Source organism: Pseudomonas fluorescens, assembly GCF_000967965.1.
GTDB classification, from domain to species: domain Bacteria; phylum Pseudomonadota; class Gammaproteobacteria; order Pseudomonadales; family Pseudomonadaceae; genus Aquipseudomonas; species Aquipseudomonas grandcourensis.
In genome coordinates this window covers 15,743-38,779 of the sequence record NZ_LACC01000037.1, presented here as the reverse complement: position 1 = coordinate 38,779, position 23,037 = coordinate 15,743, and the positions used below count along the sequence as shown (strand labels likewise).

Below are 23,037 nucleotides of genomic sequence, written 5' to 3'. Positions count from 1 at the left end.
CTCGCTCCCACAGGGAGGCGTAGCGGCAGGAAAAACGTTGCTTTCGTCGCGTCAGACCGCGCGGTACAAGGCTCGGACTAAACTTACTGCACACAGGGCCCGCTTGGTGCCCTGTACATTCCCACGACCACCGCCCAGCGGCGAACGCCTCGCCAAACAATGCCCCTGGACCGTGATCCTGCTGAAGGAGCACACATGATGGACGAGGCCAGACTCAACGATTTCATGGGCAAACTGGTGAATGACATGGGCGGCGCGGCGATGCTCGCCAACGTCATCCTCGGCGAAGAGCTCGGTCTGTACCGGGCGATGGCCGACAGTCAGCCGATGACCCCGGAAGCACTCGCCGCCAAAACCGGCTGCAACACCCGCCTGCTGCGCGAATGGCTCAGCGCCCATGCCGCCTCCGGCTACATGGAACACCGCGACGGCCAGTTCCGTCTGCCCGAAGAGCAAGCCATGGCTTTGGCAAACGAAGACTCACCGGTTTATGTGGCGGGCGGAATCGGCGTGGTCGCGTCGTTTTTCCATGACAAGGACAAACTGGTCAACGCCATGCGCGGCAACGGCGCCCTGCCCTGGGGCGATCACCATCCGTGCATGTTCAGCGGGACCGAACGCTTCTTCCGCCCCGGCTACAAGGCCCATTTGGTCGCCGAATGGTTGCCGGCACTCGACGGCGTGATGGCCAAACTGGAGGCCGGGGCCAAAGTGGCGGACATCGGCTGCGGGCACGGCGCCTCGACAGTGATCATGGCCCAGGCGTTTCCGGATTCGCGCTTCGTCGGTTTCGACTACCACGCGCCGTCCGTTACCGTTGCCACCCAACGGGCCGAAGAAGGGGGTGTGTCCAGCCGGGCCAAGTTCTTCCAGGGCACCGCAAAAAGTTACCCCGGCAGCGACTATGACCTGATCTGCTACTTCGACTGCCTGCACGACATGGGCGACCCGGTGGGCGCGGCCAAGCATGCCTATGAGTCGCTGAAGGACGATGGCACGGTGCTGCTGGTCGAGCCCTACGCCAACGATTTGCTCGACGACAACGTCAACCCGGTCGGACGCCTGTTCTACGCGGCGTCGACCTTCATCTGCACGCCCAACTCGTTGTCCCAGGAAGTCGGCCTCGGCCTCGGAGCTCAGGCCGGTGAAACGCGGTTGCGCAAAGTGTTCAGCGAGGCCGGATTCACCCGTTTCCGCCGGGCCACGGAAACACCGTTCAACCTGATCCTGGAGGCGCGTAAATAATCCCCGCCGCCATCTCTGTAGGCGCGAGCTTGCTCCGGGCGGCGTTCCGACGATGGTGTGTCAGCTATATTGATGTCGACTGACACTCCATCGCGAGCAAGCTCGCTCCTACAGGTTTCCCGGTATGCTCGACCGCCAGACCCGTGACCAACTCGATCGCCTCCATCAGCTCATGACGGATCAGCCGTTTGCCGTGCTGACCGGTGCCGGTATCAGCACGCCCTCGGGCATCCCGGATTATCGCGACAACCAGGGCGTGCGGCGTGGCCGGCAGCCGATGATGTACCAGGAATTTCTTTCGGCGCCGGAGTCCCGGCGGCGCTATTGGGCGCGGGCGATGCTCGGCTGGCCACGGGTGCGACTGGCACAACCGAACGTGGCCCACGCCACCCTGGCCCGTTTGCAAGGCACGCGACAGATCAGCGGGTTGATCACCCAGAACGTCGACACCCTGCACGACCAGGCCGGCAGCCGTGACGTGATCGAACTCCACGGCAGTCTGCACCGGGTGCTGTGCCTGGATTGTGGCCAGCGTAGTGAGCGCGATTCGATCCAGCGCCTGATGGAAACACAGAACCCGTACCTGGCCGGCGTCGATGCGGTGCAGGCGCCGGACGGCGACACCTTGCTCGACCCGGCCTTCGAGGCACGCTTCCAGGTCCCGCACTGCCCGCATTGCGCCGGGGAACGGATGAAGCCAGACGTGGTGTTTTTTGGCGAGAACGTCGCACAGGCCACGGCGGCCAAGGCGATGGCCGCCGTCGAACAGGCTGCCGGGCTGTTGGTGATTGGCTCGTCGTTGATGGCCTATTCGGCGTTTCGCTTGTGTCGGGCGGTGGTGGATCAGGGCAAGCCGTTGATTGCGATCAACCTGGGCAAGACCCGGGCCGATGAGATGCTGGATTTGAAGATCGAGGGGTCGTGTGAGCAGCTTCTTCCGTTATTGGCCCAACGCCTTAACCACTGACAAAACCCAATCTCTGTAGGAGTGAGCCTGCTCGCGATGGGGCCAGCACATACAACATCTCTGTCGACTGACACACCGTCATCGCGAGCAGGCTCGCTCCTACAGGGGATCGTGATCAACTCATGGCAACTCGCTGCCCAAGGTTTTCCTCTTTGAGCACATCAAACAACGCCTGCGCCGCCGCCGACAGTTCTCCCCCCGGCAACGTCAGCACCCCAAGAGCCCGCTCCACCACCGGGTCGCGCAAGGTAATGCAACGCGCCCCCAGTTCACGCATCTGCCCGGCACACAAAGCCGGCACTGCGCTCACGCCCAGGCCACTGGCGACCATGCGCCCGACCGTCGCCAGTTGATGGCTTTCAAACTCCACCGGCAGCTTCATGCCCCGGGCCTGCAAGTGTTCTTCCAGCATCACCCGCACCGTCGACGGACGCTGCAGGGTAATGAACGGCTCCTTGAGCAGGGTCTGCCAGTCGATGTCATCGAGTTCGGCCAGCGCCGAATCCAGGGGAACCACCGCGACGAAGCGGTCGATGTACAACGGCGTGAATTGCAGCGACGAACTCTGGGTCGGCTCGAACGCCACCCCCAGTTCCACCTGGCGGTCCCGGACCATTTCCAGCACTTGTTCGTTGATCACGTCATTGACCGTCACGTTGACATTCGGATAACGGGCGCGGAAGGTCTTGAGGATCGGCGGCAGCAGGTTGCCGGCGAACGACGGCATCGCCGCCAGGGTCACGCGGCCGCGCTGCAGGGTGAAGCGCTGGCGCAACTCATCCTCGGCATTGTCCCAGTCGGCGATCAACCGGCGCGCCAGCGGCACCAGGGATTCGCCTTCGGCGGTGAGCGCCACGTTGCGCGTGGTGCGGGTGAACAAGCGCCCGCCCAGGCCCTCCTCCAGCGCCTTGATGGTCAGGCTAAGGGCCGATTGCGACAGGTGCAGGCGCTCGCAGGCCACGGCAAAGCTCAGGCTCTGGGCCACCGCCAGAAAGGCGCGGATCTGCTTGACGGTCATAGTCGCTTCGCTCCAGTTGTAAGCTACAAGCTTCAAGCTGCAAGATTAAAGCAGCGTTTAATGAGCTTTATCAATCAATCAGATCTAAAAAACAACTTAACAAATGAATCTTGCAGCGAGACACTCCTTCCCATTCGGCTAGCCAGCCGCCCACAAAGAATAAAAGAGGTGCATATGGCAGGTTTCGACAAGCGCGTGAGTTCCTACGAGGAAGCTCTGGCAGGTCTTGAAGACGGCATGACCGTGATCGCCGGCGGCTTTGGTCTGTGCGGGATCCCGGAGAACCTGATCAACGAGATCAAGCGCAAAGGTACTCGCGACCTCACCGTCGTCTCCAACAACTGCGGCGTCGACGGTTTCGGCCTCGGCGTACTGCTGACCGACCGCCAGATCAGCAAAGTGGTGGCGTCCTACGTCGGCGAAAACAAGCTGTTCGAAGAGCAACTGCTCAAGGGTGAAATCGAAGTCACCCTGACCCCGCAAGGCACCCTCGCCGAAAAAATGCGCGCAGGCGGCGCCGGCATCCCGGCCTTCTTCACCGCCACCGGCGTTGGCACGCCTGTCGCCGAAGGCAAGGAAGTCCGCGAATTCCATGGCCGCAAGTACCTGATGGAAGAGTCCATCACCGGCGACTTCGCCATCGTCAAAGGCTGGAAAGCCGACCACTTCGGTAACGTGATCTATCGCCACACCGCGCAGAACTTCAACCCGCTGGCGGCCACCGCCGGCAAGATCACCGTGGTCGAAGTCGAAGAAATCGTCGAACCCGGCGAGCTGGACCCGGCGCAGATCCACACCCCTGGCATCTACGTCGACCGGATCATCTGCGGCACGTTCGAGAAGCGCATCGAACAGCGCACCGTGCGTAAGTGATCCCCTGCCCCCGGACCGAATGAAGGAATAACAACAATGGCACTTTCCCGCGAACAAATGGCTCAACGCGTCGCCCGCGAAATGCAGGACGGCTTCTACGTGAACCTGGGCATCGGCATTCCGACCCTGGTCGCCAACTACATCCCCGAAGGCATGGAAGTCATGCTGCAGTCGGAAAACGGCCTGCTGGGCATGGGTCCTTTTCCTACCGAAGAAACCATCGATGCCGACATGATCAACGCCGGCAAGCAAACCGTGACCGCACGTACCGGCGCGTCGATTTTCTCCTCCGCCGAGTCCTTCGCGATGATCCGCGGTGGTCATGTCGACCTGACCGTGCTGGGCGCCTTTGAAGTGGACGTGCAAGGCAACATTGCCTCGTGGATGATCCCCGGCAAACTGGTCAAGGGCATGGGCGGCGCGATGGACCTGGTTGCCGGCGCCGACAACATCATCGTCATCATGACCCACGCGTCCAAGGACGGTGAGTCCAAGCTGTTGTCCCAATGCAGCCTGCCGCTGACCGGCGCCGGTTGCATCAAGCGCGTACTGACCGACCTGGCCTACCTGGAAATTGAAAACGGCGCGTTCATTCTGAAAGAGCGCGCACCGGGCGTCAGCGTCGAAGAGATCGTCGCCAAGACTGCCGGTAAACTGATCGTGCCGGACCACGTGCCGGAAATGCAGTTCGCTGCCCAGTGAGGAATCATTCCATGCAAGAAGTCGTCATTGTTGCCGCCACGCGCACCGCGATCGGCAGCTTCCAGGGATCCCTGGCCAATGTCTCCGCGGTTGACCTGGGCGCTGCGGTGATCCGCCAGCTACTGGCGCAAACCGGCCTGGACCCTGCGCAAGTCGATGAAGTGATCATAGGCCAGGTGCTGACCGCCGGCGCCGGCCAAAACCCTGCGCGCCAGGCCGCGATCAAGGCCGGCCTGCCCTTCGCCGTACCGGCCATGACCCTGAACAAGGTCTGCGGCTCGGGCCTTAAAGCCCTTCACCTGGGCGCCCAGGCGATCCGCTGCGGCGATGCCGAAGTGATCATCGCCGGTGGCCAGGAAAACATGAGCCTGTCCAACTACGTCATGCCCGGTGCCCGCACCGGCCTGCGCATGGGCAACGGGCAAATCGTCGACACCATGATCAGCGATGGCCTGTGGGATGCGTTCAACGATTACCACATGGGCATCACTGCCGAGAATCTGGTCGAGAAATACAGCCTGACTCGCGAGCAGCAGGACGCGTTCGCCGCCGCCTCGCAGCAGAAAGCCGTGGCCGCCATCGAAGCCGGGCGCTTCGTCGATGAAATCACCCCGATCCTGATCCCGCAGCGCAAGGGCGATCCGCTGTCCTTCGCCACCGACGAGCAACCACGGGCCGGCACCACCGCCGAATCCCTGGGCAAACTCAAAGCCGCCTTCAAGAAGGACGGCTCGGTGACCGCCGGCAACGCTTCGTCGCTGAACGACGGCGCCGCGGCCGTGATCCTGATGAGCGCCGAAAAGGCCAAGGCCCTCGGCCTGCCGGTGCTTGCAAAAATCGCTGCCTACGCCAACGCAGGCGTCGATCCGGCGATCATGGGCATCGGCCCGGTGTCGGCCACCCGCCGCTGCCTGGACAAGGCCGGCTGGAACATCGACCAGCTTGAGCTGGTTGAAGCCAACGAAGCCTTCGCCGCGCAATCGCTGGCCGTGGCCAAGGACCTGGAATGGGACTTGAACAAGGTCAACGTCAACGGCGGCGCCATCGCCCTGGGTCACCCGATCGGTGCCTCGGGTTGCCGCGTGCTGGTGACCCTACTGCATGAAATGCTCAAGCGTGACGCCAAGAAAGGCCTCGCCACCCTGTGTATCGGTGGTGGTCAGGGCGTGGCACTGGCGCTCGAACGGGCGTAAGCCAACAGCGTTCAACAGACGGCGCGGGGACCCACGAAGATCCGTGACCGTCTGGAAAAACACCCGGTGCGATGTAAGTCGCACCGGGTTCTTTTTTGCCTGCGTTTTTTCAGGTGGACCGCGTTATCGTTCATCGCAGGCTGCCCAAAAAACGTATGCGCAAAGGCCTTTGGCACAAATTCCAAAGGGCCTTAATTTTGTATACAAAATTCGCACACACATAAAGCAAACTACTCGATGCAATGTTACCGTTGCTGCCTCACACAGGTCGGAGACGTGCGCGTGTTGATCCTCAAGTTACTGCTGATCCCAGGCTTCCTGCTACTGATTTCCCTGGCTGGCAAACGCTGGGGGCCGAGCGTGGCCGGTTGGTTGTCGGGGTTGCCGGTGGTGGTCGGGCCGATCCTGTTGTTCCTCGCCCTCGAACAAGGTCAGGCGTTCGCCGCGCAATCGGCCACCGCCGCGCTGTCAGCCATGTTCGCGATGATTGCGTTCTGCGTGACCTACGCCCAGGTCGCGCAACGGGCCGAATGGCCGCTGGCGCTGCTGATCTCGCTATCGGTTTGGGCACTGGTGGCGGTTGTCCTGTCGCTGATCCCGGCCTCCGTGGTGTTTTCGGTGTGCGCCGCCGCCACCGCGCTGCTCGCCGCACCCTACCTGTTCCCCACCGTGCAACCGGTGCTCAGTGGCCCGGCGCCGAAATCCGACAAGCTCCTGTTGCGCATGGTGGCCGGTGCATTGCTCACCCTGGTCGTCACGCTGCTGGCCAGCACCGTCGGCGACCGCTGGAGCGGCCTGCTGGCGGTATTCCCGGTACTGGGCAGCGTGATGGCGGTGTTCTCCCAGCAAACCCGTGGCCCGGCCTTTACCGCCGCGCTGTTGCGCGCCACCGCCACCGGCATGTACTCGTTCGCCGCCTTTTGCCTGGTGTTGGCCCTGGCCCTGCCGACGATGGGAATGAACGCTTTTGTGCTGGGCGTCGCGGTGTCGGTGGCCATGCTGGGCGTGACCAGACGCCTGCTGGCGCGACCGGCCAGCCCGGCGACGGACACTGAAGGAAGCATCAAAGCAACGAAACCTGTTCGATGATTTCGCACGAGTAGAACAACAACCTCGCACGTCAATCGAACGGGTTTGCTTCAACATTGACCTCAGTTCCAACCCCTACCCGACTGAGGCCTGCACCATGAAATTCTTTTTCCACCCGTCACCGAACCCAATGAAAGTTGCCCTGCTGCTCGAAGAGCTGCAAACGCCGTACGAGTTGATCGGCGTCGACACCTTCAAGGGCGAGCAACACCAGCCAGCCTTTTTGGCGATCAACCCGAACGCCAAGGTACCCGCGCTGGTGGATGGCGATGCCATCGTGTTCGACTCCCAGGCGATCCTGCTGCACCTGGCGCACAAACATCAGCGCTTCCTGCCGACCTCCGCTACCGGTCAGGCCGAGATGCTGTCGTGGCTGATGTTCATCGGCACCGGCCTGTCGCCGTTCTCCGGCCAGGCGGTGCACTTCCTGCACCACGCACCGGAAGATCTGCCCTACGCGAAAAACCGCTACTTCAAGGAAGTCGAACGCCACTACCGCATCCTCGACGAGCGCCTGGCCCAACATCAGTACCTGGCGGGCGACACCTACAGCATCGCCGATATGGCCTTGTGGGGCTGGGTCAACTACGCGCCCTACATCCTCGGCGAGAGCGGTCTGGCGGCGTACCCGAACGTCAAACGCTTGTACGATGAAATCAGCGCCCGCCCCGCCGCCCAGCGTGCCCACGGTCTGAAAGAGAAACTGGTGCTCAAGGCCGAATTCGACGAAGAAACCCGTCGCAACCTGTTCCCACAAAACCAGGCGTAACCCGCCGGTTCCAGCCTTCGAGGGTGATGAAATGAGTGATCAATGTGGCGAGGGAGCTTGCCACAGGTAAGCCACCTAACCCCCGATCGCTGCTTTGCCTAAGTGACCGCTCGGTAGAGCACACTGGAACGCATCACAACCTCCGTGGGATGATCGCGCCCCACCGCGCGCCCATCCCTGGAGATCCCGATGTCATTGTTGAGTAAAAAAGCCCTTGTCCTGCTGCTGGCCGCCGCTACCGGCCTTGGGGCTTTGAATGCGCAGGCTGCCAAGGCCACGTCCAGCGATGCGCCCGCCCAGAAAGTCTCGATGCTCGGCAGCAAGTTCACCTTCAACCTGCCCAAGGGTTTCATCGCCAACCCGCTGCCGGCCAGCCCGGACGGTGCCAGCGGCACCCTGTACAGCAACGAGACCACCAAGACCGTGGTGATCGCCGCAGAAAACACCCTGCCCAACGGTGTCAGCGTCAAGGACAACGACGGCAGGTTCCTCGACGGTACCGTGGCCGATTTCGAAGCGGCGCAACACAAATCCCTGCCCGACTACAACAAGCTCAGCGAGAAAGCCCTGACTCAAAAAACCGGGCTGGGCCTGCGCCAGGTCGACGGCACTGCCACGCAGGGCGGCGGCATGACCCTCACCACCACGCTGATGGCCGCATCAGGCACTCGCATGGCGGTGATCCAGGTGATTTCCCGCCCAGGCGACATGGCGGCACACGAAACCCTGATCAAACAGATCGTCAGCGGAAAATGAATCTCAGGGATTGAGGCGCTGCAACCAGGCGCTCAAGTCCTGTATCTCGTCGGCGCTGATGTTGTGACCGACACCGGGGTAGGCGTGAAACTCGGGTTCGAGTGACACGCTCTGCAACAGGCTATTGGCTTCGGTGCCGTCGCTCAATGGCAGGCGTTTGTCCTGCTCGCCATGACCGATGAAAATCGCCAGGGACTGGCGTTTTTCATCCGGCTGGAGCTCGGACTTGAGCACCGGCAGTATCCGTCCGCTCAATGCAGCGATCCCACCGAGCGCCTCGGGATGCCGCAGGCCTGTTTCGTAGGACATGATCGCGCCCTGGCTAAAGCCCACCAGGAACACCTTCTCGGGTTCGGTGTGATATTTCTTCGTGGCCTGTGCGACGAAATCCAGCAGCAACTGGCCGCTGGACTTCAGATCATCGGTCTCGCCGTTGTAGGCCCCTTCGCCCTTCTTGCGAAACCACTGATAGCTACCCGCCTCCATCACCAAGGGTGCCCGCACCGACAGGTAGGTGTAGGACGCGGGCAAGTCATCCTTGATGCCGAACAGGTCCTGCTCGTTACTGCCGTAACCGTGGAGGAAAATCACCAGGGGTTGATGGTTCGAATCGGCGCTGGCCTGCTCCAGGTACTTGAGCGGCAAGTCGGTTTGCAGCGGGGTTTGGGCGTGGACGGCAGTGGATACCAAGAGCGTGAGCAGCGCGAGAATCTTCAACATGGGTCTTCCTTCACGGAATGCAGGATTCGGGGAAGAGCCTAACACTGTGAGGTGGGGCAGGAACATCTCGGGCGCGACTGATGCCGCCTTCGCGAGCAGGCTCGCTCCCACATTTGAAATGCATTCAACTGTGAGAGCGAGCCTGCTCGCGAAGAGGCCCGAACAACCTGCAAAAATCTCTGAATCAGTCGTTGATCAACTTGCCCACCCGAATCGGCTCGCGCCCGGCGACCTTCGCCTGCCAACTGCCCGGTTGGGTGTAGCGCCCACGGTCGATGGCGAACAGCACGCCACTGGTGCCGGCCTGCACGGCGGTGACCTTGTCGTTCAACGGGTCGACCACCTCGAACAGCGCATCGCCCTTCTCCACCCACTCCCCGGCCTCACGCAGGAAGCTGACCACACCATGATGCGGTGCGAACAGGTATTGGGTGCCTTCGAATGGCATGCCTTCGCAGCATTCGGCCGGTGCCGCTGGCCAGGTGCCGGAGATGAAACCCTGCTCGGCGAGGAACCCGAGGATGGCCTCGCAATTGGCCTGGGCCTGGTCGACCCGGGTGTCGCCCATGCTGCCCAGCTCCAGGGTGGTCGCCAGGTTGGCCGGTGGAATCGTCGCCGCCGGGAACGCCCTGGCCAGGCGCAACCATGGCGAAGAACAGGATTCATCGAACGAACTGCCGCCGGAGTCTTCACACAACAACGCCACGCCGGCCTTCAAACGCGCCGCCAGGGATTGCCACTGCGGCCAGTGCTGCGGCAACGCGTAGATGTGGATCGCGGCGTCGAAGTCGCAATGCAGGTCGAGGGTGATGTCGGCGTCGCAGGCATGGCGCAGCAACAGGCGGTGCATGGCTTCCAGCTGCGATGGCGCTGCCGGCAAGCCGTCGAGGACCTGGCCCATGGTCTGGCGAATCAGCGCGATGTTGGCCTGGGCGTCGGTGCCAAGGCGATCACCGATCAACTCGGCCACCGGCGCACTGAGTTCGACGAACGAGCGATTGAAGTTCTTGCCGCTGCCGAGCTCGAAACGCCCCAAGTGGCTGCCTTGCAAGTGCTGGTCGAGGCCAATGGGATTGGCCACCGGCACCAGCTCTATCACACCGTTCAATTGTCCCTGTTGCTCAAGGTCGGCCAGGCGTTTTTTCAACTCCCAGGCGGTGCGCATGCCCGGCAATTCGTCGGCATGCAGGCTGGCCTGGATGTACACCTTGCGCGTGCCCGCGCCATAACGAAACACGCTGAGGGTGCGCTCGCTGCCCAGGTGGCTCCAGGGAAGTTTGTGGTCGATGCGTTGCATAAAAAACTCCTGAAAACAGAGAAACCTGTGGAATCTTTGCGCTGAAAATGACTGCACAAAAAAAATGGCAACCGCGTCTGACGGTTGCCACTTTTCCAAACGGCTGGATTACTCGCCGTAAACGTCAAACTTGAAGTACTTGTCCTGCACTTGCTTGTACTTGCCGTTGGCGCGGATTTCGGTGATCGCTGTGTTGAATTTCTCGGCCAGAGCGGTATCGCCCTTGCGCACGGCGATGCCGGCGCCGCCACCGAAGTATTTCGGATCGTTGTACTCAGGGCCGACGAAGGCAAAACCTTTACCGGCGTCGGTTTTCAGGAAACCGTCGTCCAGGTTGACCGAGTCGGCCAGCAACGCGTCAATGCGGCCGGAGACCATGTCCAGGTTGGCTTCCTGCTGGGAGCCGTAGCGCACCAGTACGATCCCCGCCGGTTGCAGCACTTCGGTGGCGAAGCGGTCGTGGGTACTGGCGCGCAGGACACCGACTTTCTTGCCCTTGAGTTCGGTCAGCGGGTCCTTGACGTCGGTGCCTTCCTTCATCACGAAGCGTGCCGGGGTGTGGTAGTACTTGATGGTGAAATCGACGTTCTTCTTGCGGTCGTCAGTGATGGTCATGGACGACAGGATGGCGTCGATTTTCTTGACCTTCAGCGCAGGGATCAGGCCGTCGAACTCTTGCTCGACCCAGGTGCACTTGACTTTCATCTGCTCGCACAGCGCATCGCCGATATCCACGTCGAAACCGGTGAGTTTGCCGTCAGGGGTTTTCATCGAGAATGGCGGGTAGCCGGCTTCGATACCGATGCGGATCGGCTTGGCGTCTTCGGCCACGGCGGTCAGGGACAACATCGACAGTGCCAGGGCACCGAACATCACTAGCTTCTTCATTTATAACTCCTGTGTGCGGAGGCTTTTATTGGCAGCTTCGATTGGCAGCGTTCGGTCGTCGCTTCGTGAGCGGGAACCGAAGTGGCCGGCAGTCTAGAGCGGCTACAGGAGGGCAAATTACGCCGAGGCGACAAATATTTACAGAAAAGTGGCACCCGGAGGGAGGTGTCGAGGTGAACGCGCCATGACGGTGCAATGTCTGTCAGATATATCGCGATTTCAGACCGGACCTACAGGCTTTCAGGCGCCATCCGACAGAACGTGACGACTGGCGATACCCGGTGTTTTGCGGCACATTGAGCGCCCTTGCGTCCCATCGAGAATAGCGTGATGCCCACGTTGAACCTGATCCAGCACCACCCCGCCGAAGGTCCGGGCGCCATTGCGACCTGGGCCGAATCCCGAGGGCTGACGCTGAAGGTGTTTCGCGCCGACCTCGGCCAATTGCCGCCCGTCAGCGCCGATCCCGTGATCCTGTTGGGCGGACCTTACGAATCCAATGCCGGCCCGGACTGGCTGGAAGCCGAACGGCAATGGCTCAGAGGCACTCTGGATCAAGACGCGGCTGTGTTCGCCATTTGCCTGGGGGCACAGTTGCTGGCGTTGAGCCTGGGCGGGAATGTACGGCGGATGGATCGGAGCGAAACCGGATGGACCACCGTGAGCTTTATCGATGGGCAAACGCTGAAGGTGCTGGAGTGGCACGAAGACGCCATCGACCTGCCGCCTGCCGCGCAGTTGCTCGCCAGCAGCGAGCACTGTGTGCAGCAGATGTACCGCGCCGGGCCAATGCGGCTGGGGTTGCAGTTTCATCCGGAGTGGAACGCCGAGTCGGTGGCCATGCTCAATGCGCATTTTGGCGATGAGTCGCCGTTGCCACGGGGGCCGCAGGACGGTGCTGCCTACGCCGATGTGTTGGCGTGGTTGCAGGCGACACTGGATGAGTGGTGGGTGGCTGCTAACGAACACTGATCCGTGGGGACCCCACTCTTGTGGCGAGGGAGCTTGCTCCCGCTGGGTCGCGAAGCGGCCCCAAAAAACTGCGTCTGCTTCGCAGCCGAGCGGGAGCAAGCTCCCTCGCCACAGGCAAGCCCCCTCACCACAATGATCAATGGTGTTTGGGTATCAGCATTCACAACCAATCACAGCATTCACCGGCCGCTGCACCCCGGCACTCAACTCAAACCCTTCATCCAGCCACCCGGTCACGCCGCCGATCATCTCCTTGACCGGATAACCCAGGGCCGCCAGTTTCACCGCCGCCTTGTTCGCGCCGTTGCAATGAGGCCCGGCGCAATACACCACGAACAGGCTGTTCTTCGGATAACCCGCCAAACCTTCGGCAGTCAGCAAACGCCCGGGAATGTTGATCGCTCCCGGTACATGCCCGCGTTCGAACGCCAGCGGGCCACGAACATCCACCAGGATGAAATCGACTTCGCCAGCCTGCAGGCTGCCGTAGACGTCGGAACAGTCGGTTTCGAAGGTCAGACGGTTGCTGAAATGCATCAGGGCGATGGCCGAGGGGGCGGCGGGAATTTCGCGAACAAGGCTGGTCATGGGCTGTACTCCAAAGAAGCGGTGGGTGTGGGAAGACTTTATCCGCCAGCCGCTTGCGGCTACAGTGGCGCACAAGACACTCACCGGGAACTTTCCGCCAAATGCACCCCACCCCAGGAATGGTCGCGATTCTGGCCTACGACGGCCTCTGCACGTTCGAGTTCGGCATTGCCGTGGAGATCTTCGGCCTGCCACGGCCCGAATTCGAATTTCCGTGGTACGAGCATCGCATCGTCGCGGTCGATCAGGGCCCGATGCGTGCCATGGGCGGCATCCAGGTACTGGCCGATGGCGGCATGGAATTGCTCGCCGATGCCCGCACCATCATCATTCCCGGTTGGCGCGACCGCAGCGCCGCAGTGCCCGCAGAACTGATCGCCGCCCTGCGCCAGGCCCATGCCCGGGGGGCGCGGTTGCTGTCTATCTGCTCCGGTGTTTTCGTCCTCGCCGCCACCGGGTTGCTCGACGGGCACGGTGCGACCACGCACTGGCGCTATACCTCGGAACTGGCCGAGCGCTTTCCCGGCATCCTGGTGGACCCGGACGTGCTGTATGTCGATTCCGGCCAATTGATCACCTCCGCCGGCAGCGCGGCAGGCATCGATGCCTGCCTGCACCTGGTGGCGCGGGATTTCGGCACCCAAGTGGCCAACTCCGTGGCCCGGCGCCTGGTCATGTCGCCGCAACGCAGCGGTGGTCAGGCGCAATTCATCCCGACGCCGGTCAGTCCTACACCGCGCAGCGATCTTTCCCGCGTCATGCAGTGGGCACGTGAGCGTTTGCACGAGCCACTGGAGGTGCGCGACTTGGCCAGCGAAGCCGCCATGAGCGAACGCACCTTCCTGCGCCGCTTCACCGAAGCCAGCGGACAGTCACCGAAAACCTGGTTGCAGCACGAACGCCTGGGCCGCGCCCGCGAACTGCTGGAAAGCAGCGACCAGAACACCGAGCAGATTGCCGAACGTTGTGGTTATCGCTCGGTGGAAAGCTTTCGGGTGGCCTTTCGAACCGTGGTTGGCGTGCCGCCTTCGGTGTATCGGGAGCGGTTTGGGCGAGGAGGCAATGTTGCTCTTTGAGGTGTACTCAAGGCTTGCGCAATAAATAGGTATCCATGATCCAGCCATTGGCCAGCCGCGCCGCCTTGCGCACCCGTTCGATTTCATCCGCAACATCCTTGAGCTTGCCGCGGATCAGGATTTCATCCGGCGTCCCCAGATAGGCCCCCCAGTAAATCTCGGTGTCCTGATCCACCACCTGCTGGTAAGCATCCTGGGCATCGAGCATCACCACCAGGCTGTCGGCATCGCTCACCTGCCCTGCCGCCAGACGCCGGCCGGTGGTGATTTCAACGGAGCGGCCAATCTGGTTGAGCGGCACCTTGTGTCGGGCCGCCAACGCCTGGACGCTGGTAATGCCGGGGATCACCTCGAACTCGAACCCGCAGGCGCCCGAGGCCTGGATCGCCTGAAGGATCCGGATGGTGCTGTCGTACAGTGCAGGGTCTCCCCACACCAGGAAACCACCACACTGGCTGTCGGACAGTTCTTCATTGATCAGCCGTTCGAAGGTCTGTTGTTTGGCCAGGTTCAAGTCGTCGACACTGGTCTTGTAGTCCACCTCACCACGCTCGCGCTCAGGGCTGCTGGCTTCGACAAAACGATAATCAGGGTCGGTGATATAGCGTTCGCAAATCTCGCGGCGCAGATCGATGAGTTTGTCTTTGCTCTGGCCCTTGTCCATGAGAAAAAAAACATCGACCTGATTCAGCGCCTTCACCGCTTGCATGGTGATGTAGTCGGGATTGCCGGCACCGATCCCGATGACCAGAAGTTTTTTCATCACAGCAAGTCCTCGGGGTCGGTGCCCGGCAAGCGCAGTCGCCAGCGGCCATGGAACCGTAACTCGACAGCCGACAGGGGTTCGACGTCGATCAGGTTGGACGCTGCCCCCTGCAACACCTGCGCCAGCGCGGCGCGGATGACAAAGGGATGGGTAATGGCCACGATGTGCCCGGGTGTCGACTGCAACGTTGTCAGCCACGCGCCCAACCGTTCCTCCAGTTGCAGCACCGACTCACCACCGTGGGGTGCCGACGCCGGGTCCACCAACCAATACTGGAGCGCCTGGGCTGCATTTTTTTGCAGCTCACCGATGCGCACACCGCTCCAACGTCCGAAGTCGCAATCCCTCAGTGCGTCGACAATCTCCGCTGAACTGCCGAACAGTTCAGCGGTTTGCCGGGTGCGCAACTCCGGGCCGCAGACAAGACGCGGAGCGCCCTTGAACTGATTGCAACGGGAAAGCCTGAGCGCTTGCCAATCCATCTCCAGAGCTTCGTCCAGAGGAAAACGCGCCAATTTCTGTGCGACGGTTCGAGCATGACAAATCAGGGTTAAACGGGTCGCCTGCACCAGCAATCACTCTTAAGATGGAAAGAAACGACGGCGTCAGGTGACCGTCATCGCGCAATTGTGCCGCAACACAGCAGGCCCGGGTGCTGTTTAATTTTCCTGTTTGAAACGGATTCCTTCAGCCATTTCCTGCCAGATTTTCTGTCATGGCTGACCGCAACGCAGGCAATCACCTACAAGACTTTACGACATCGCCGTAGCCCTTTGGCACAGGCATTTCGCCCCTTTTTCGGGCACGAGCAGACCACACGAAAATTCACTAGACAGGCAGTACGCGATGATTAAATACTCCTTTCAACGGACTGTTAAAACACTTGCCACGCTCATCCAGCAGGAGCCCGGATGCCTTTTCTCGAACACCCGATCAAAGCGCCTGGCCAGGCCCCGCCTGCGGCCGAACCGCCTGTTCCTCGTTTAATGCGGTCCATCCCAAGAAACATCCGACAAGAAAAAGAGTGGCGCCTGACAATGTTCAGATGACCACCGATTAAATGTGTGGAAAAACCGACAGTGATAGTCAGGTTCGGCTCAAACCGCCGAATCGTTTGATACAGGAGTGTCTCCATGCTGGTCTTGCGTCCAGTCGAGTTGGCCGACCTGCCCCAGTTGCAGAGGCTCGCCCGTGAAAGCCTCGTGGGCGTCACGTCCCTGCCCGACGACAGCGAACGGTTACGCGGAAAAATCCTCGATTCCTGTGCCTCGTTCGAAAAGGACGTTCAGGCTCATGGCCCGGAAAACTATTTCTTTGTACTCGAAGACCTGACGACACGACACCTGGTCGGCTGCTCGGAAATCCTCGCCACGGCCGGGTACGACGAGCCGTTCTACAGCCTGCGCAACCGGCACTTCAACAGTGCCTCGCGGGAACTGAACATCGAGCACGGCGTACCGGCCCTGTCGTTGTGTCACGACCTCAGTGGCCACACATTGCTGCGGGGCTTTCATATCGACGCCGCGCGGGTGCGCAGCGCGCATTCCGAACTGCTGTCGCGGGCGCGCCTGTTGTTCATCGCCGCCCACGCCCGGCGTTTTTCCGACACGGTGATCACCGAAATCGTCGGCTACAGCAGTGATGAAGGCCACTCGCCATTTTGGGACGCCGTGGGCAAGCATTTCTTCGACTTGCCCTACGTCGAGGCCGAACGGCTTTGCGGCCTGCAGAGCCGCACCTTTCTCGCCGAACTGATGCCGCAGTATCCGATCTACGTGCCCATGCTGCCCCAGGCGGCACAGGACTGCATCGGCAGCATCCACCCCGATGGCCAGGAAGCCTTCGATATCCTCGAACGGGAAGGTTTCGAAACCAACAGCTACATCGATCTGTTCGATGGCGGCCCGACGCTCTATGCGCGCACCGCGGGCATTCGCTCCATCGCCCACAGCCAGTGCGGCGTAACGCAGCTTGGCCCGGTGATCGATGCCCGTGGCAGCTTTCTGGTGAGCAACGAGTCCTTGAACGAGTATCGGGCCATCGTCGCCGATCTTGATTACATCCCCGGGCAACCCGTGACGCTGGACGCCGTCATGTGCGAGGCGCTGAAGGTGACCGAGGGCAGCACGATCAGGCTGGTTGCCCTGTGAACGCTCACCAGATTCAACGCCAGAGCACACGCGCACAAGGAACAGCCGCATGATTGTCCGTCCGGTTCAGATCACCGACCTGCCCGCCCTGTTCACGCTGGTGCGCCAGGCCGTTCCGGGGCTTACCAGCCTGCCGGCCGATGAAGAACGCCTGGCCCACCGGATTCGCTGGGCCCAACGCACCTTCGCCGGGCAAGTCGATCGGGCCGATGCCGACTACCTGTTCGTGCTCGAGGACGACGAGCAACAAGTGGTGGGCGTCAGCGCCCTGACGGGGGGCGTCGGTCTGCGCGAGCCCTGGTACAACTATCGGGTCGGACTGACGGTCAGTGCTTCGGCGGACCTGGGTATCCAGCGCCAGATCCCGACCCTGTTCCTGAGTAATGAATTGACCGGGCAATCGGAAGTCTGCTCGTTGTACCTGCGCCCCGATCAGCGCCAGGGCAGCAACGGCCGTTTGCTTTCCCTCGGGCGCCTGTTGTTTGTGGCCGAGTTTACCCAGCTGTTCGGCAACCGGCTCATCGCCGAACTACGCGGCAGCGCCGACGAACAAGGCGGCTCGCCGTTCTGGGACAGCCTCGGCCGGCATTTTTTCAAGATGGATTTCCGCCACGCCGATCACTTGTCCGGGCTGGGCAACAAATCTTTCATCGCCGAACTGATGCCGCGCCAGCCGCTGTACACCTGCCTGCTCACCGAACAGGCCCAGGCAGTGATCGGCAAGGCCCACCCGAACACCGAGCCGGCCCTGAAAACCCTCAGCGCCGAGGGGTTTGCCCACAAGGGCTACATCGATATCTTCGACGGCGGACCGGTCATCGAAGCCCCGGTTTCCGGGATCCGCACCGTGCGCGACAGCCGACCGCTGTCACTTGCCATCGGCTCGAAGGACGATAAAGCGCCCCTCTGGCTGATTCACAACCGCCGCCTGGAAAACTGTCGCATTACCTGCGCCCCGGCCCGCCAGGTGGGCAACAGCCTGGTGGTTGATCGCCTGACCGCCAAGCGCTTGCAGCTGCAGCCCGGAGATTCGGTGCGCGCCGTGCCGCTGCTTGACCAACGGCAACAGGCCGTGGCGGCGTGACTGATCAGTTCCATCGCTGCGACGTCAATCGGCCTAACCCAGCAAATTCGTCATCATTCTCCCCCGGCGCGCGTGATAGCCTTTTATTTCTTCGGCGTTGACACTTTTGCTCAAGCCCTTCCATTCCATTGGTGGAACTCATATGTCCAGGCTTTCCCATCAAGATTTGCGGCGCAATTTTCGCCAACTGTTCGCCTCCAACACCTGCTACCACACGGCCTCGGTGTTCGACCCGATGTCGGCCCGCATCGCCGCCGACCTGGGCTTCGAAGTCGGGATCCTCGGGGGTTCGGTCGCCTCGCTGCAAGTGCTGGGCGCCCCCGACTTTGCCCTGATCACCCTCAGCGAATTCGCTGAACAGGCCACCCGCATCGGCCGTGTCGCCCAGTTGCCGGTGATCGCCGACGCCGACCACGGCTACGGCAACGCGCTCAACGTCATGCGTACCATCGTCGAACTCGAACGTGCTGGCGTCGCCGCGCTGACCATCGAAGACACCCTGCTGCCCGCGCAGTTCGGCCGCAAATCCACCGACCTGATCACGGTCGCCGAAGGTGTCGGCAAGATCCGCGCTGCGCTCGAAGCCCGCTGCGATTCGGAAATGGCAATCATCGCCCGCACCCATGCCGGGATTCTGCCGGTGCAGGAAATCATCAGCCGCACCCGGCAATACCAGAGCGCTGGCGCCGACGGGATCTGCATGGTGGGTATCAAGGACTTCGACCATCTGGAGCAGATCGCCGAGCACCTGAGCGTGCCGCTGATGCTGGTGACCTACGGCAACCCGCTGCTACGCGATGACAAGCGCCTGGCCGAACTGGGTGTGCGCGTGACCATCGACGGCCATGGCGCGTACTTCGCCGCGATCAAGGCGACCTACGACAGCCTGCGCGAGCAACGCCAGATCCTCACCCAGACATCGGACCTGAGCGCCACCGAGCTGACACACACCTACACGCAACCCGAGGAATACATCCGCTTCGCGGAGGAGTTCATGAGCGTCAAGGAGTGACGGTTTAAACCGACACACCGCTTTCGTCGGATCGCCGCCCGGAGCAAGCTCGCTCCCGCAGGTCTTGCGCTAGACAGTCACACCGAGTCGAGCAGTTCGCGATAGGGTTTCCCGTTCCCGCAGCAGATCACTCGATTGCGCCCGGTGGTCTTGGCTTCGTATAGCGCATGATCGGCGTCATTGAGCCAAAGCGTCGCGTCGGCATGGGCCGGGTTGAAGGACGCCATTCCAATGCTCAGGCTGACTTTCAGCGCCGGGTTCTGCTCGTAGCCCAAGGTGGCGAAGCGATCGCGCAGGGCATCCATGACGGCGACGGCGCGGTTCAGGGGCAGGTCCGGAAGGATCACGCAGAACTCGTCACCGCCGTAGCGCCCTGCTACATCGGTCGCTCGCAGGTTCTGCTTGAGCATTTTGCTCAACTGACGCAAGACGATGTCGCCGGCAACATGCCCGTAGGTATCGTTGATGGCTTTGAAATGGTCGATGTCGATCAGGGCGATCGCTCCACCTTTTTGCTGGCGTTTGCAACGCTGGAACTCGATCTCCAGCTGGTCCTTCCAGGTGCCGTGGTTCAGCAGGCCTGTCAGGCTGTCGGTGCGGCTCAGTGCCAGCAGTTCACGCTTCTGACAGCCGAGGGTATGGGCCTGGCGGAAGCAGATCCAGCCCAGCGCCAGCGGATACAGGCACAGCAACGGCAAACAGGCATAGAGCTGCACCGCGCTGGTGGCAGGAATGAACGCCGGGGCGAAAATCTGCAGGCCTACGCCCACGCCCAGGATTTGCGCGGCCGTCCCGGCCAGCAGGAAGCGCAAGCCGCCTATGGCCACGTTGTTCATGGCCATCATGGAAATGGTGGTCGCGCTGGGCAGTGGATTGAATTGCATCGCAGCAATCCAGAAGCCGCCGAGAAAGGCATCGATCAGCAGATTGCGGTGTTCGGCATGATAGGGCGTCCTGGCCCGGCGCGCCCATTGGTAAGCCAGATGCGGCCAGACCAGGCCATTGAACCACATGAAGCCCCAGACCCAGGGCGCCGGATCGAGCGGATACATTGCCACGCTCACACACACCAACCCCAGGGCCAGCCCCAGGGTCCGCGATGTATAGAGCCTCCTGGCCAATGAAAATCCCTTTCCTCCCGTTTTTGTCATAGGGCCTCTGTGCCACTCGACGGAATGCGATTACAGCCTGTGCCTGTACGCTGGAGTCTATCAGGGCGAGATTAAATAGCCATCACTGGCTGACGGGCTGAATATCGCGACATCACGCTCGCATAAAAGCAAAAGCCTCGCCCCAGAAACGGCTATACATGAAAGAAGGGGTTGATCGATGACCATAAGAGGAGGCCCATGCAGACCTTTCAAGTATTGATCATCGGCAGCGGGTTTGGCGGCCAATGTGCAGCAATCAATTTGCTCAAGGCCGGCATCGACGATTTTCGCCTGCTGGAGCGGCGGGATTTCTTCGGTGGCACCTGGTGCCAGAATACCTACCCCGGCGCGGCAGTCGACGTGCCCTCGCCGCTGTACTCCCTGTCTTTTGCTCCGTATCGCTGGACACAAATGTTCGCCGAACAGGCCGAACTGCACCGCTACACCCGCCACGTGGTGGAACACTTCGGCCTGCGGGACAAGGTGGAACTGGGCGCCAATGTCGAGCGCGTCGAATGGGACGACACCAACAAACGCTGGACGGTGTACACCGCCGGCAAAGGCACCTTTTGCGCGCAGTTCCTGATCAATGCGACCGGGCCCCTGAGTCAACCGGTGGTCCCTCGCTTCGATGGACAGGAACGCTTCCAGGGCAAGACGTTCCACACCAACAACTGGGATCACCGCTACGACTACCGGCAAAAACGCGTGGCCATCGTCGGCAGCGGCGCCAGTGCGGCCCAGGTCATTCCGGCCATCGCCCCGGACGTCGGGCACTTGCATGTGTTCCAGCGCACGCCCCACTGGGTCCTGCCCCGGGCTGACCGCAACTTTGGCCGTTTCCAGCGCTGGCTGCTGGGGTTCAAACCGGCCTACAAGCTGCTGCGCTGGGGGATCTACTGGCAATTCGAAACCCGGGTGATTGCCTTCAAGTATTCGAAACCGGCGGTGCACATGGTCCAGCGTCAGGCCCTGCGCTTTCTCAAACGCCAGGTACCGGACGCCGAACTGCGGTGCAAGCTGACGCCGGACTACACCATCGGCTGCAAACGGGTGATTCTGTCCAGCACGCTGTACCCGGCGCTGGCGCGCGACAACGTGACGTTGCACAGCCGCGAGCAAGGCATCGCGTCCATCGACGAAACTGGCATCGTTACCCTGGAAGGCCAGCACATCGACCTGGACCTGATCGTCTGGTCCACCGGCTACGATGCCACCGACGGGGTAATTTCCTACCCGGTAACGGGCAAGAACGGCACCCGCCTCAAGGAGGTCTGGGCGCAATACCCGCGGGCCTACCTCGGCACCGCCCTGCCCGACTTTCCCAACCTGTTCATCGTCACCGGGCCGAACACCGGCATCGGCCACACCTCGGCGCTGTTCATCATCGAATCCCAGATGAATTACATCCTCGATTGCATTCGCACCTTGAAGACTCAAGGTTTACGCAGCATCGAAGTTCGCCATGAGGCGGAACGTACCTACACTGAAATGATCCACCGGGAAATGGAACGCACCGTGTGGAAATCCGGTGGTTGCCACAGTTGGTATCAAAGCAAGAGCGGTCATGTGATTGCCATGTTTCCGGGATTCAGCTTCAGCTTTCATCGCTTGACCCGAGCGCTGAAACCCGCCGATCACATTTTGTCCTGAGCAGATAGAAGGGAGACGCGTGATGCTTTTGTTGTTCGTCGTTCTCGCAGTGTTCGTCGCCTGGAGCTGGCTGACCTACCCGGCCATCGGCTACTGGCTCTATGACTTGAGCATGGCGGCCGAGGCCAAGCTGTACCGGCTGCACAAGATCGTCGTGCCCATCCCCGAAATGACCGTCTCGACCTGGCAAGGCGGGCCATACGAGGCCACCAGCAGTGTGCTGATGCTCCATGGCTTCAGCGCCGACAAGAATCTCTGGCTGCGTTTCGCCCGGCACTTTGTCGGCAGCCATCGGGTGATCATTCCGGACATCGCCGGCCATGGCGAAACCGGCTTCAAGGCGGGCGGCGGCTACGACATCCCGCTGCAGGCCAAGCGCATGATCCAGCTGCTGGACGTGTGCGGGGTCGAGAAAGTCCATGTCATCGGCAACTCCATGGGCGGCTATATGGCGGCCTGGCTCGCGGCCACCTATCCGGAGCGCATTGTGTCCTTGGCCCTGATCGACCCGGCCGGGGTCACTTCGCCCGAGCCCAGTGACCTTGAGCGGCATTTGGCCAAGGGCCACAACCCGTTTTTGATTCATTCGCGGGAAGAATTCCAGCGCTTCTACGCCATGACCATGGCTTCGCCGCCCTGGGTACCGAAACTGGTGCTCGATGCCGTCGCCCAGCGCTATGAACAGTCCCGCGAGGAGCTGGAGGAAATCTTCCGCGAATTTCGCGCCAGCCCGCCGATGGAACCGCACCTGCCCGACATCACCGCCCCGGCGCTGTTGCTGTGGGGCCGCAAGGACCGGTTGATCGATGTCAGCAGTGTGTCAGTCTGGAGCAAGGGCATCGCCGACCTGCGCGTGCATATCTGGGACGCCATCGGGCACATGCCCATGGTGGAAGCGCCATACGGTTCGGCGCGCCTGTATCGCGAGTTTTTGGCATCGCTGCGCTCGGAGAGCCCACAGGATCAACGACTGCATTAGTGGGGCGTTCTCAATTAGTTTCCCCACCGCGTTGTCGCCTTAAAGCTGGCCAGGCAAGGCGTAGGCCGCTGGGAATGGTTGTTCCCTTT

General features: G+C 61.6%; 23 protein-coding genes. 15 read left to right on the top strand and 8 right to left on the bottom strand.

The genetic code is table 11. The features are described 5' to 3' along the window. The first annotated feature begins 198 nt into the window (after positions 1-198). Complete coding sequence (locus tag VC35_RS25125) at positions 199-1,245, top strand: class I SAM-dependent methyltransferase (RefSeq protein ID WP_046043275.1); 1,047 nt, start codon at positions 199-201, stop codon at positions 1,243-1,245. 124 nt (positions 1,246-1,369) lie between these two features. Continuing rightward, positions 1,370-2,212: an NAD-dependent protein deacetylase gene (locus VC35_RS25120; protein ID WP_046043269.1), complete on the top strand. Its 843-nt coding sequence runs from the start codon at positions 1,370-1,372 to the stop codon at positions 2,210-2,212. 115 nt (positions 2,213-2,327) lie between these two features. Here VC35_RS25120 and VC35_RS25115 read toward each other — a convergent pair whose 3' ends face one another. Next, complete coding sequence (locus VC35_RS25115) at positions 2,328-3,230, bottom strand: LysR family transcriptional regulator (protein ID WP_046043268.1); 903 nt, start codon at positions 3,228-3,230, stop codon at positions 2,328-2,330. 174 nt (positions 3,231-3,404) lie between these two features. Here VC35_RS25115 and VC35_RS25110 point away from each other — a divergent pair, with 174 nt between their 5' ends. The 6 genes from VC35_RS25110 to VC35_RS25085 all read left to right on the top strand — a co-directional run bounded on the left by VC35_RS25110 (position 3,405) and on the right by VC35_RS25085 (position 8,612). Continuing rightward, positions 3,405-4,103, top strand: a complete 699-nt coding sequence (locus VC35_RS25110; RefSeq protein ID WP_046043267.1) for a CoA transferase subunit A — start codon at positions 3,405-3,407, stop codon at positions 4,101-4,103. 36 nt (positions 4,104-4,139) lie between these two features. Next, positions 4,140-4,805, top strand: coding sequence for a CoA transferase subunit B (locus VC35_RS25105; protein WP_008026717.1), 666 nt, complete (start codon positions 4,140-4,142; stop codon positions 4,803-4,805). 11 nt (positions 4,806-4,816) lie between these two features. Beyond that, positions 4,817-5,998 (top strand): acetyl-CoA C-acetyltransferase, encoded by a 1,182-nt coding sequence (locus VC35_RS25100; RefSeq protein WP_046043266.1) that lies wholly within the window; start codon positions 4,817-4,819, stop codon positions 5,996-5,998. 282 nt (positions 5,999-6,280) lie between these two features. Continuing rightward, entirely contained in the window at positions 6,281-7,087 is an 807-nt protein-coding gene (locus tag VC35_RS25095) for a hypothetical protein (RefSeq protein ID WP_046043265.1), read from the top strand. Positions 7,088-7,184: 97 nt separating this feature from the next. Further along, a complete protein-coding gene (locus VC35_RS25090; protein ID WP_046043264.1) occupies positions 7,185-7,856 on the top strand; it encodes a glutathione S-transferase family protein in 672 nt (223 codons plus the stop codon). A 189-nt stretch (positions 7,857-8,045) separates the two neighbouring features. Beyond that, positions 8,046-8,612, top strand: coding sequence for a DcrB/PsbP domain-containing protein (locus tag VC35_RS25085; RefSeq protein ID WP_046043263.1), 567 nt, complete (start codon positions 8,046-8,048; stop codon positions 8,610-8,612). 3 nt (positions 8,613-8,615) lie between these two features. On the opposite strand, the gene VC35_RS25080 is transcribed toward VC35_RS25085, so the two are convergent. The 3 genes from VC35_RS25080 to VC35_RS25070 all read right to left on the bottom strand — a co-directional run bounded on the left by VC35_RS25080 (position 8,616) and on the right by VC35_RS25070 (position 11,517). Continuing rightward, a complete protein-coding gene (locus tag VC35_RS25080; protein WP_046043261.1) occupies positions 8,616-9,332 on the bottom strand; it encodes an alpha/beta hydrolase in 717 nt (238 codons plus the stop codon). 184 nt (positions 9,333-9,516) lie between these two features. Continuing rightward, a complete protein-coding gene (locus VC35_RS25075) occupies positions 9,517-10,629 on the bottom strand; it encodes a succinylglutamate desuccinylase/aspartoacylase family protein (protein WP_046043259.1) in 1,113 nt (370 codons plus the stop codon). A gap of 108 nt (positions 10,630-10,737) precedes the next feature. Continuing rightward, positions 10,738-11,517, bottom strand: coding sequence for an ABC transporter substrate-binding protein (locus tag VC35_RS25070; protein ID WP_046043258.1), 780 nt, complete (start codon positions 11,515-11,517; stop codon positions 10,738-10,740). 330 nt (positions 11,518-11,847) lie between these two features. Here VC35_RS25070 and VC35_RS25065 point away from each other — a divergent pair, with 330 nt between their 5' ends. Beyond that, the gene (locus VC35_RS25065) at positions 11,848-12,489 is read left to right on the top strand and encodes a type 1 glutamine amidotransferase (RefSeq protein ID WP_046043257.1); all 642 of its coding nucleotides are present in this window, start codon (positions 11,848-11,850) and stop codon (positions 12,487-12,489) included. Positions 12,490-12,642: 153 nt separating this feature from the next. Here VC35_RS25065 and VC35_RS25060 read toward each other — a convergent pair whose 3' ends face one another. Beyond that, the gene (locus VC35_RS25060; RefSeq protein WP_046043256.1) at positions 12,643-13,077 is read right to left on the bottom strand and encodes a rhodanese-like domain-containing protein; all 435 of its coding nucleotides are present in this window, start codon (positions 13,075-13,077) and stop codon (positions 12,643-12,645) included. 101 nt (positions 13,078-13,178) lie between these two features. On the opposite strand from VC35_RS25060, the gene ftrA reads away from it, so the two are divergent. Beyond that, the gene (gene ftrA, locus VC35_RS25055; RefSeq protein WP_046043255.1) at positions 13,179-14,153 is read left to right on the top strand and encodes a transcriptional regulator FtrA; all 975 of its coding nucleotides are present in this window, start codon (positions 13,179-13,181) and stop codon (positions 14,151-14,153) included. Positions 14,154-14,160: 7 nt separating this feature from the next. On the opposite strand, the gene cobF is transcribed toward ftrA, so the two are convergent. Together cobF and VC35_RS25045 are read right to left on the bottom strand one after the other, a co-directional pair. Further along, positions 14,161-14,916 (bottom strand): precorrin-6A synthase (deacetylating), encoded by a 756-nt coding sequence (cobF, locus tag VC35_RS25050; protein ID WP_046043254.1) that lies wholly within the window; start codon positions 14,914-14,916, stop codon positions 14,161-14,163. Continuing rightward, complete coding sequence (locus tag VC35_RS25045) at positions 14,916-15,488, bottom strand: histidine phosphatase family protein (RefSeq protein ID WP_046043252.1); 573 nt, start codon at positions 15,486-15,488, stop codon at positions 14,916-14,918. Before VC35_RS25045 ends, cobF begins: the two co-directional genes overlap by 1 nt. A 564-nt stretch (positions 15,489-16,052) precedes the next feature. Here VC35_RS25045 and VC35_RS25040 point away from each other — a divergent pair. The 3 genes from VC35_RS25040 to VC35_RS25030 all read left to right on the top strand — a co-directional run bounded on the left by VC35_RS25040 (position 16,053) and on the right by VC35_RS25030 (position 19,165). Beyond that, positions 16,053-17,069, top strand: a complete 1,017-nt coding sequence (locus tag VC35_RS25040) for an arginine N-succinyltransferase (protein WP_046043251.1) — start codon at positions 16,053-16,055, stop codon at positions 17,067-17,069. A gap of 49 nt (positions 17,070-17,118) precedes the next feature. Continuing rightward, positions 17,119-18,153: an arginine N-succinyltransferase gene (gene astA / locus VC35_RS25035; protein WP_046043249.1), complete on the top strand. Its 1,035-nt coding sequence runs from the start codon at positions 17,119-17,121 to the stop codon at positions 18,151-18,153. A 142-nt stretch (positions 18,154-18,295) separates the two neighbouring features. Next, the gene (locus VC35_RS25030) at positions 18,296-19,165 is read left to right on the top strand and encodes an isocitrate lyase/PEP mutase family protein (RefSeq protein WP_046043248.1); all 870 of its coding nucleotides are present in this window, start codon (positions 18,296-18,298) and stop codon (positions 19,163-19,165) included. Between the two features lie 77 nt (positions 19,166-19,242). Here the strand turns inward: VC35_RS25030 and VC35_RS25025 are convergent, their stop codons facing one another. Further along, the gene (locus tag VC35_RS25025) at positions 19,243-20,316 is read right to left on the bottom strand and encodes a diguanylate cyclase (protein ID WP_046043247.1); all 1,074 of its coding nucleotides are present in this window, start codon (positions 20,314-20,316) and stop codon (positions 19,243-19,245) included. A 198-nt stretch (positions 20,317-20,514) separates the two neighbouring features. Between VC35_RS25025 and VC35_RS25020 the strand changes: the two genes are divergently transcribed. Together VC35_RS25020 and VC35_RS25015 are read left to right on the top strand one after the other, a co-directional pair. After that, a complete protein-coding gene (locus tag VC35_RS25020) occupies positions 20,515-21,969 on the top strand; it encodes a flavin-containing monooxygenase (protein ID WP_046043246.1) in 1,455 nt (484 codons plus the stop codon). Positions 21,970-21,991: 22 nt separating this feature from the next. After that, positions 21,992-22,948 carry an alpha/beta fold hydrolase gene (locus VC35_RS25015; protein WP_046043245.1) on the top strand — a complete coding sequence of 319 codons (957 nt, stop codon included), beginning with the start codon at positions 21,992-21,994 and terminating at the stop codon, positions 22,946-22,948. The last annotated feature ends 89 nt before the right edge of the window (positions 22,949-23,037 follow it).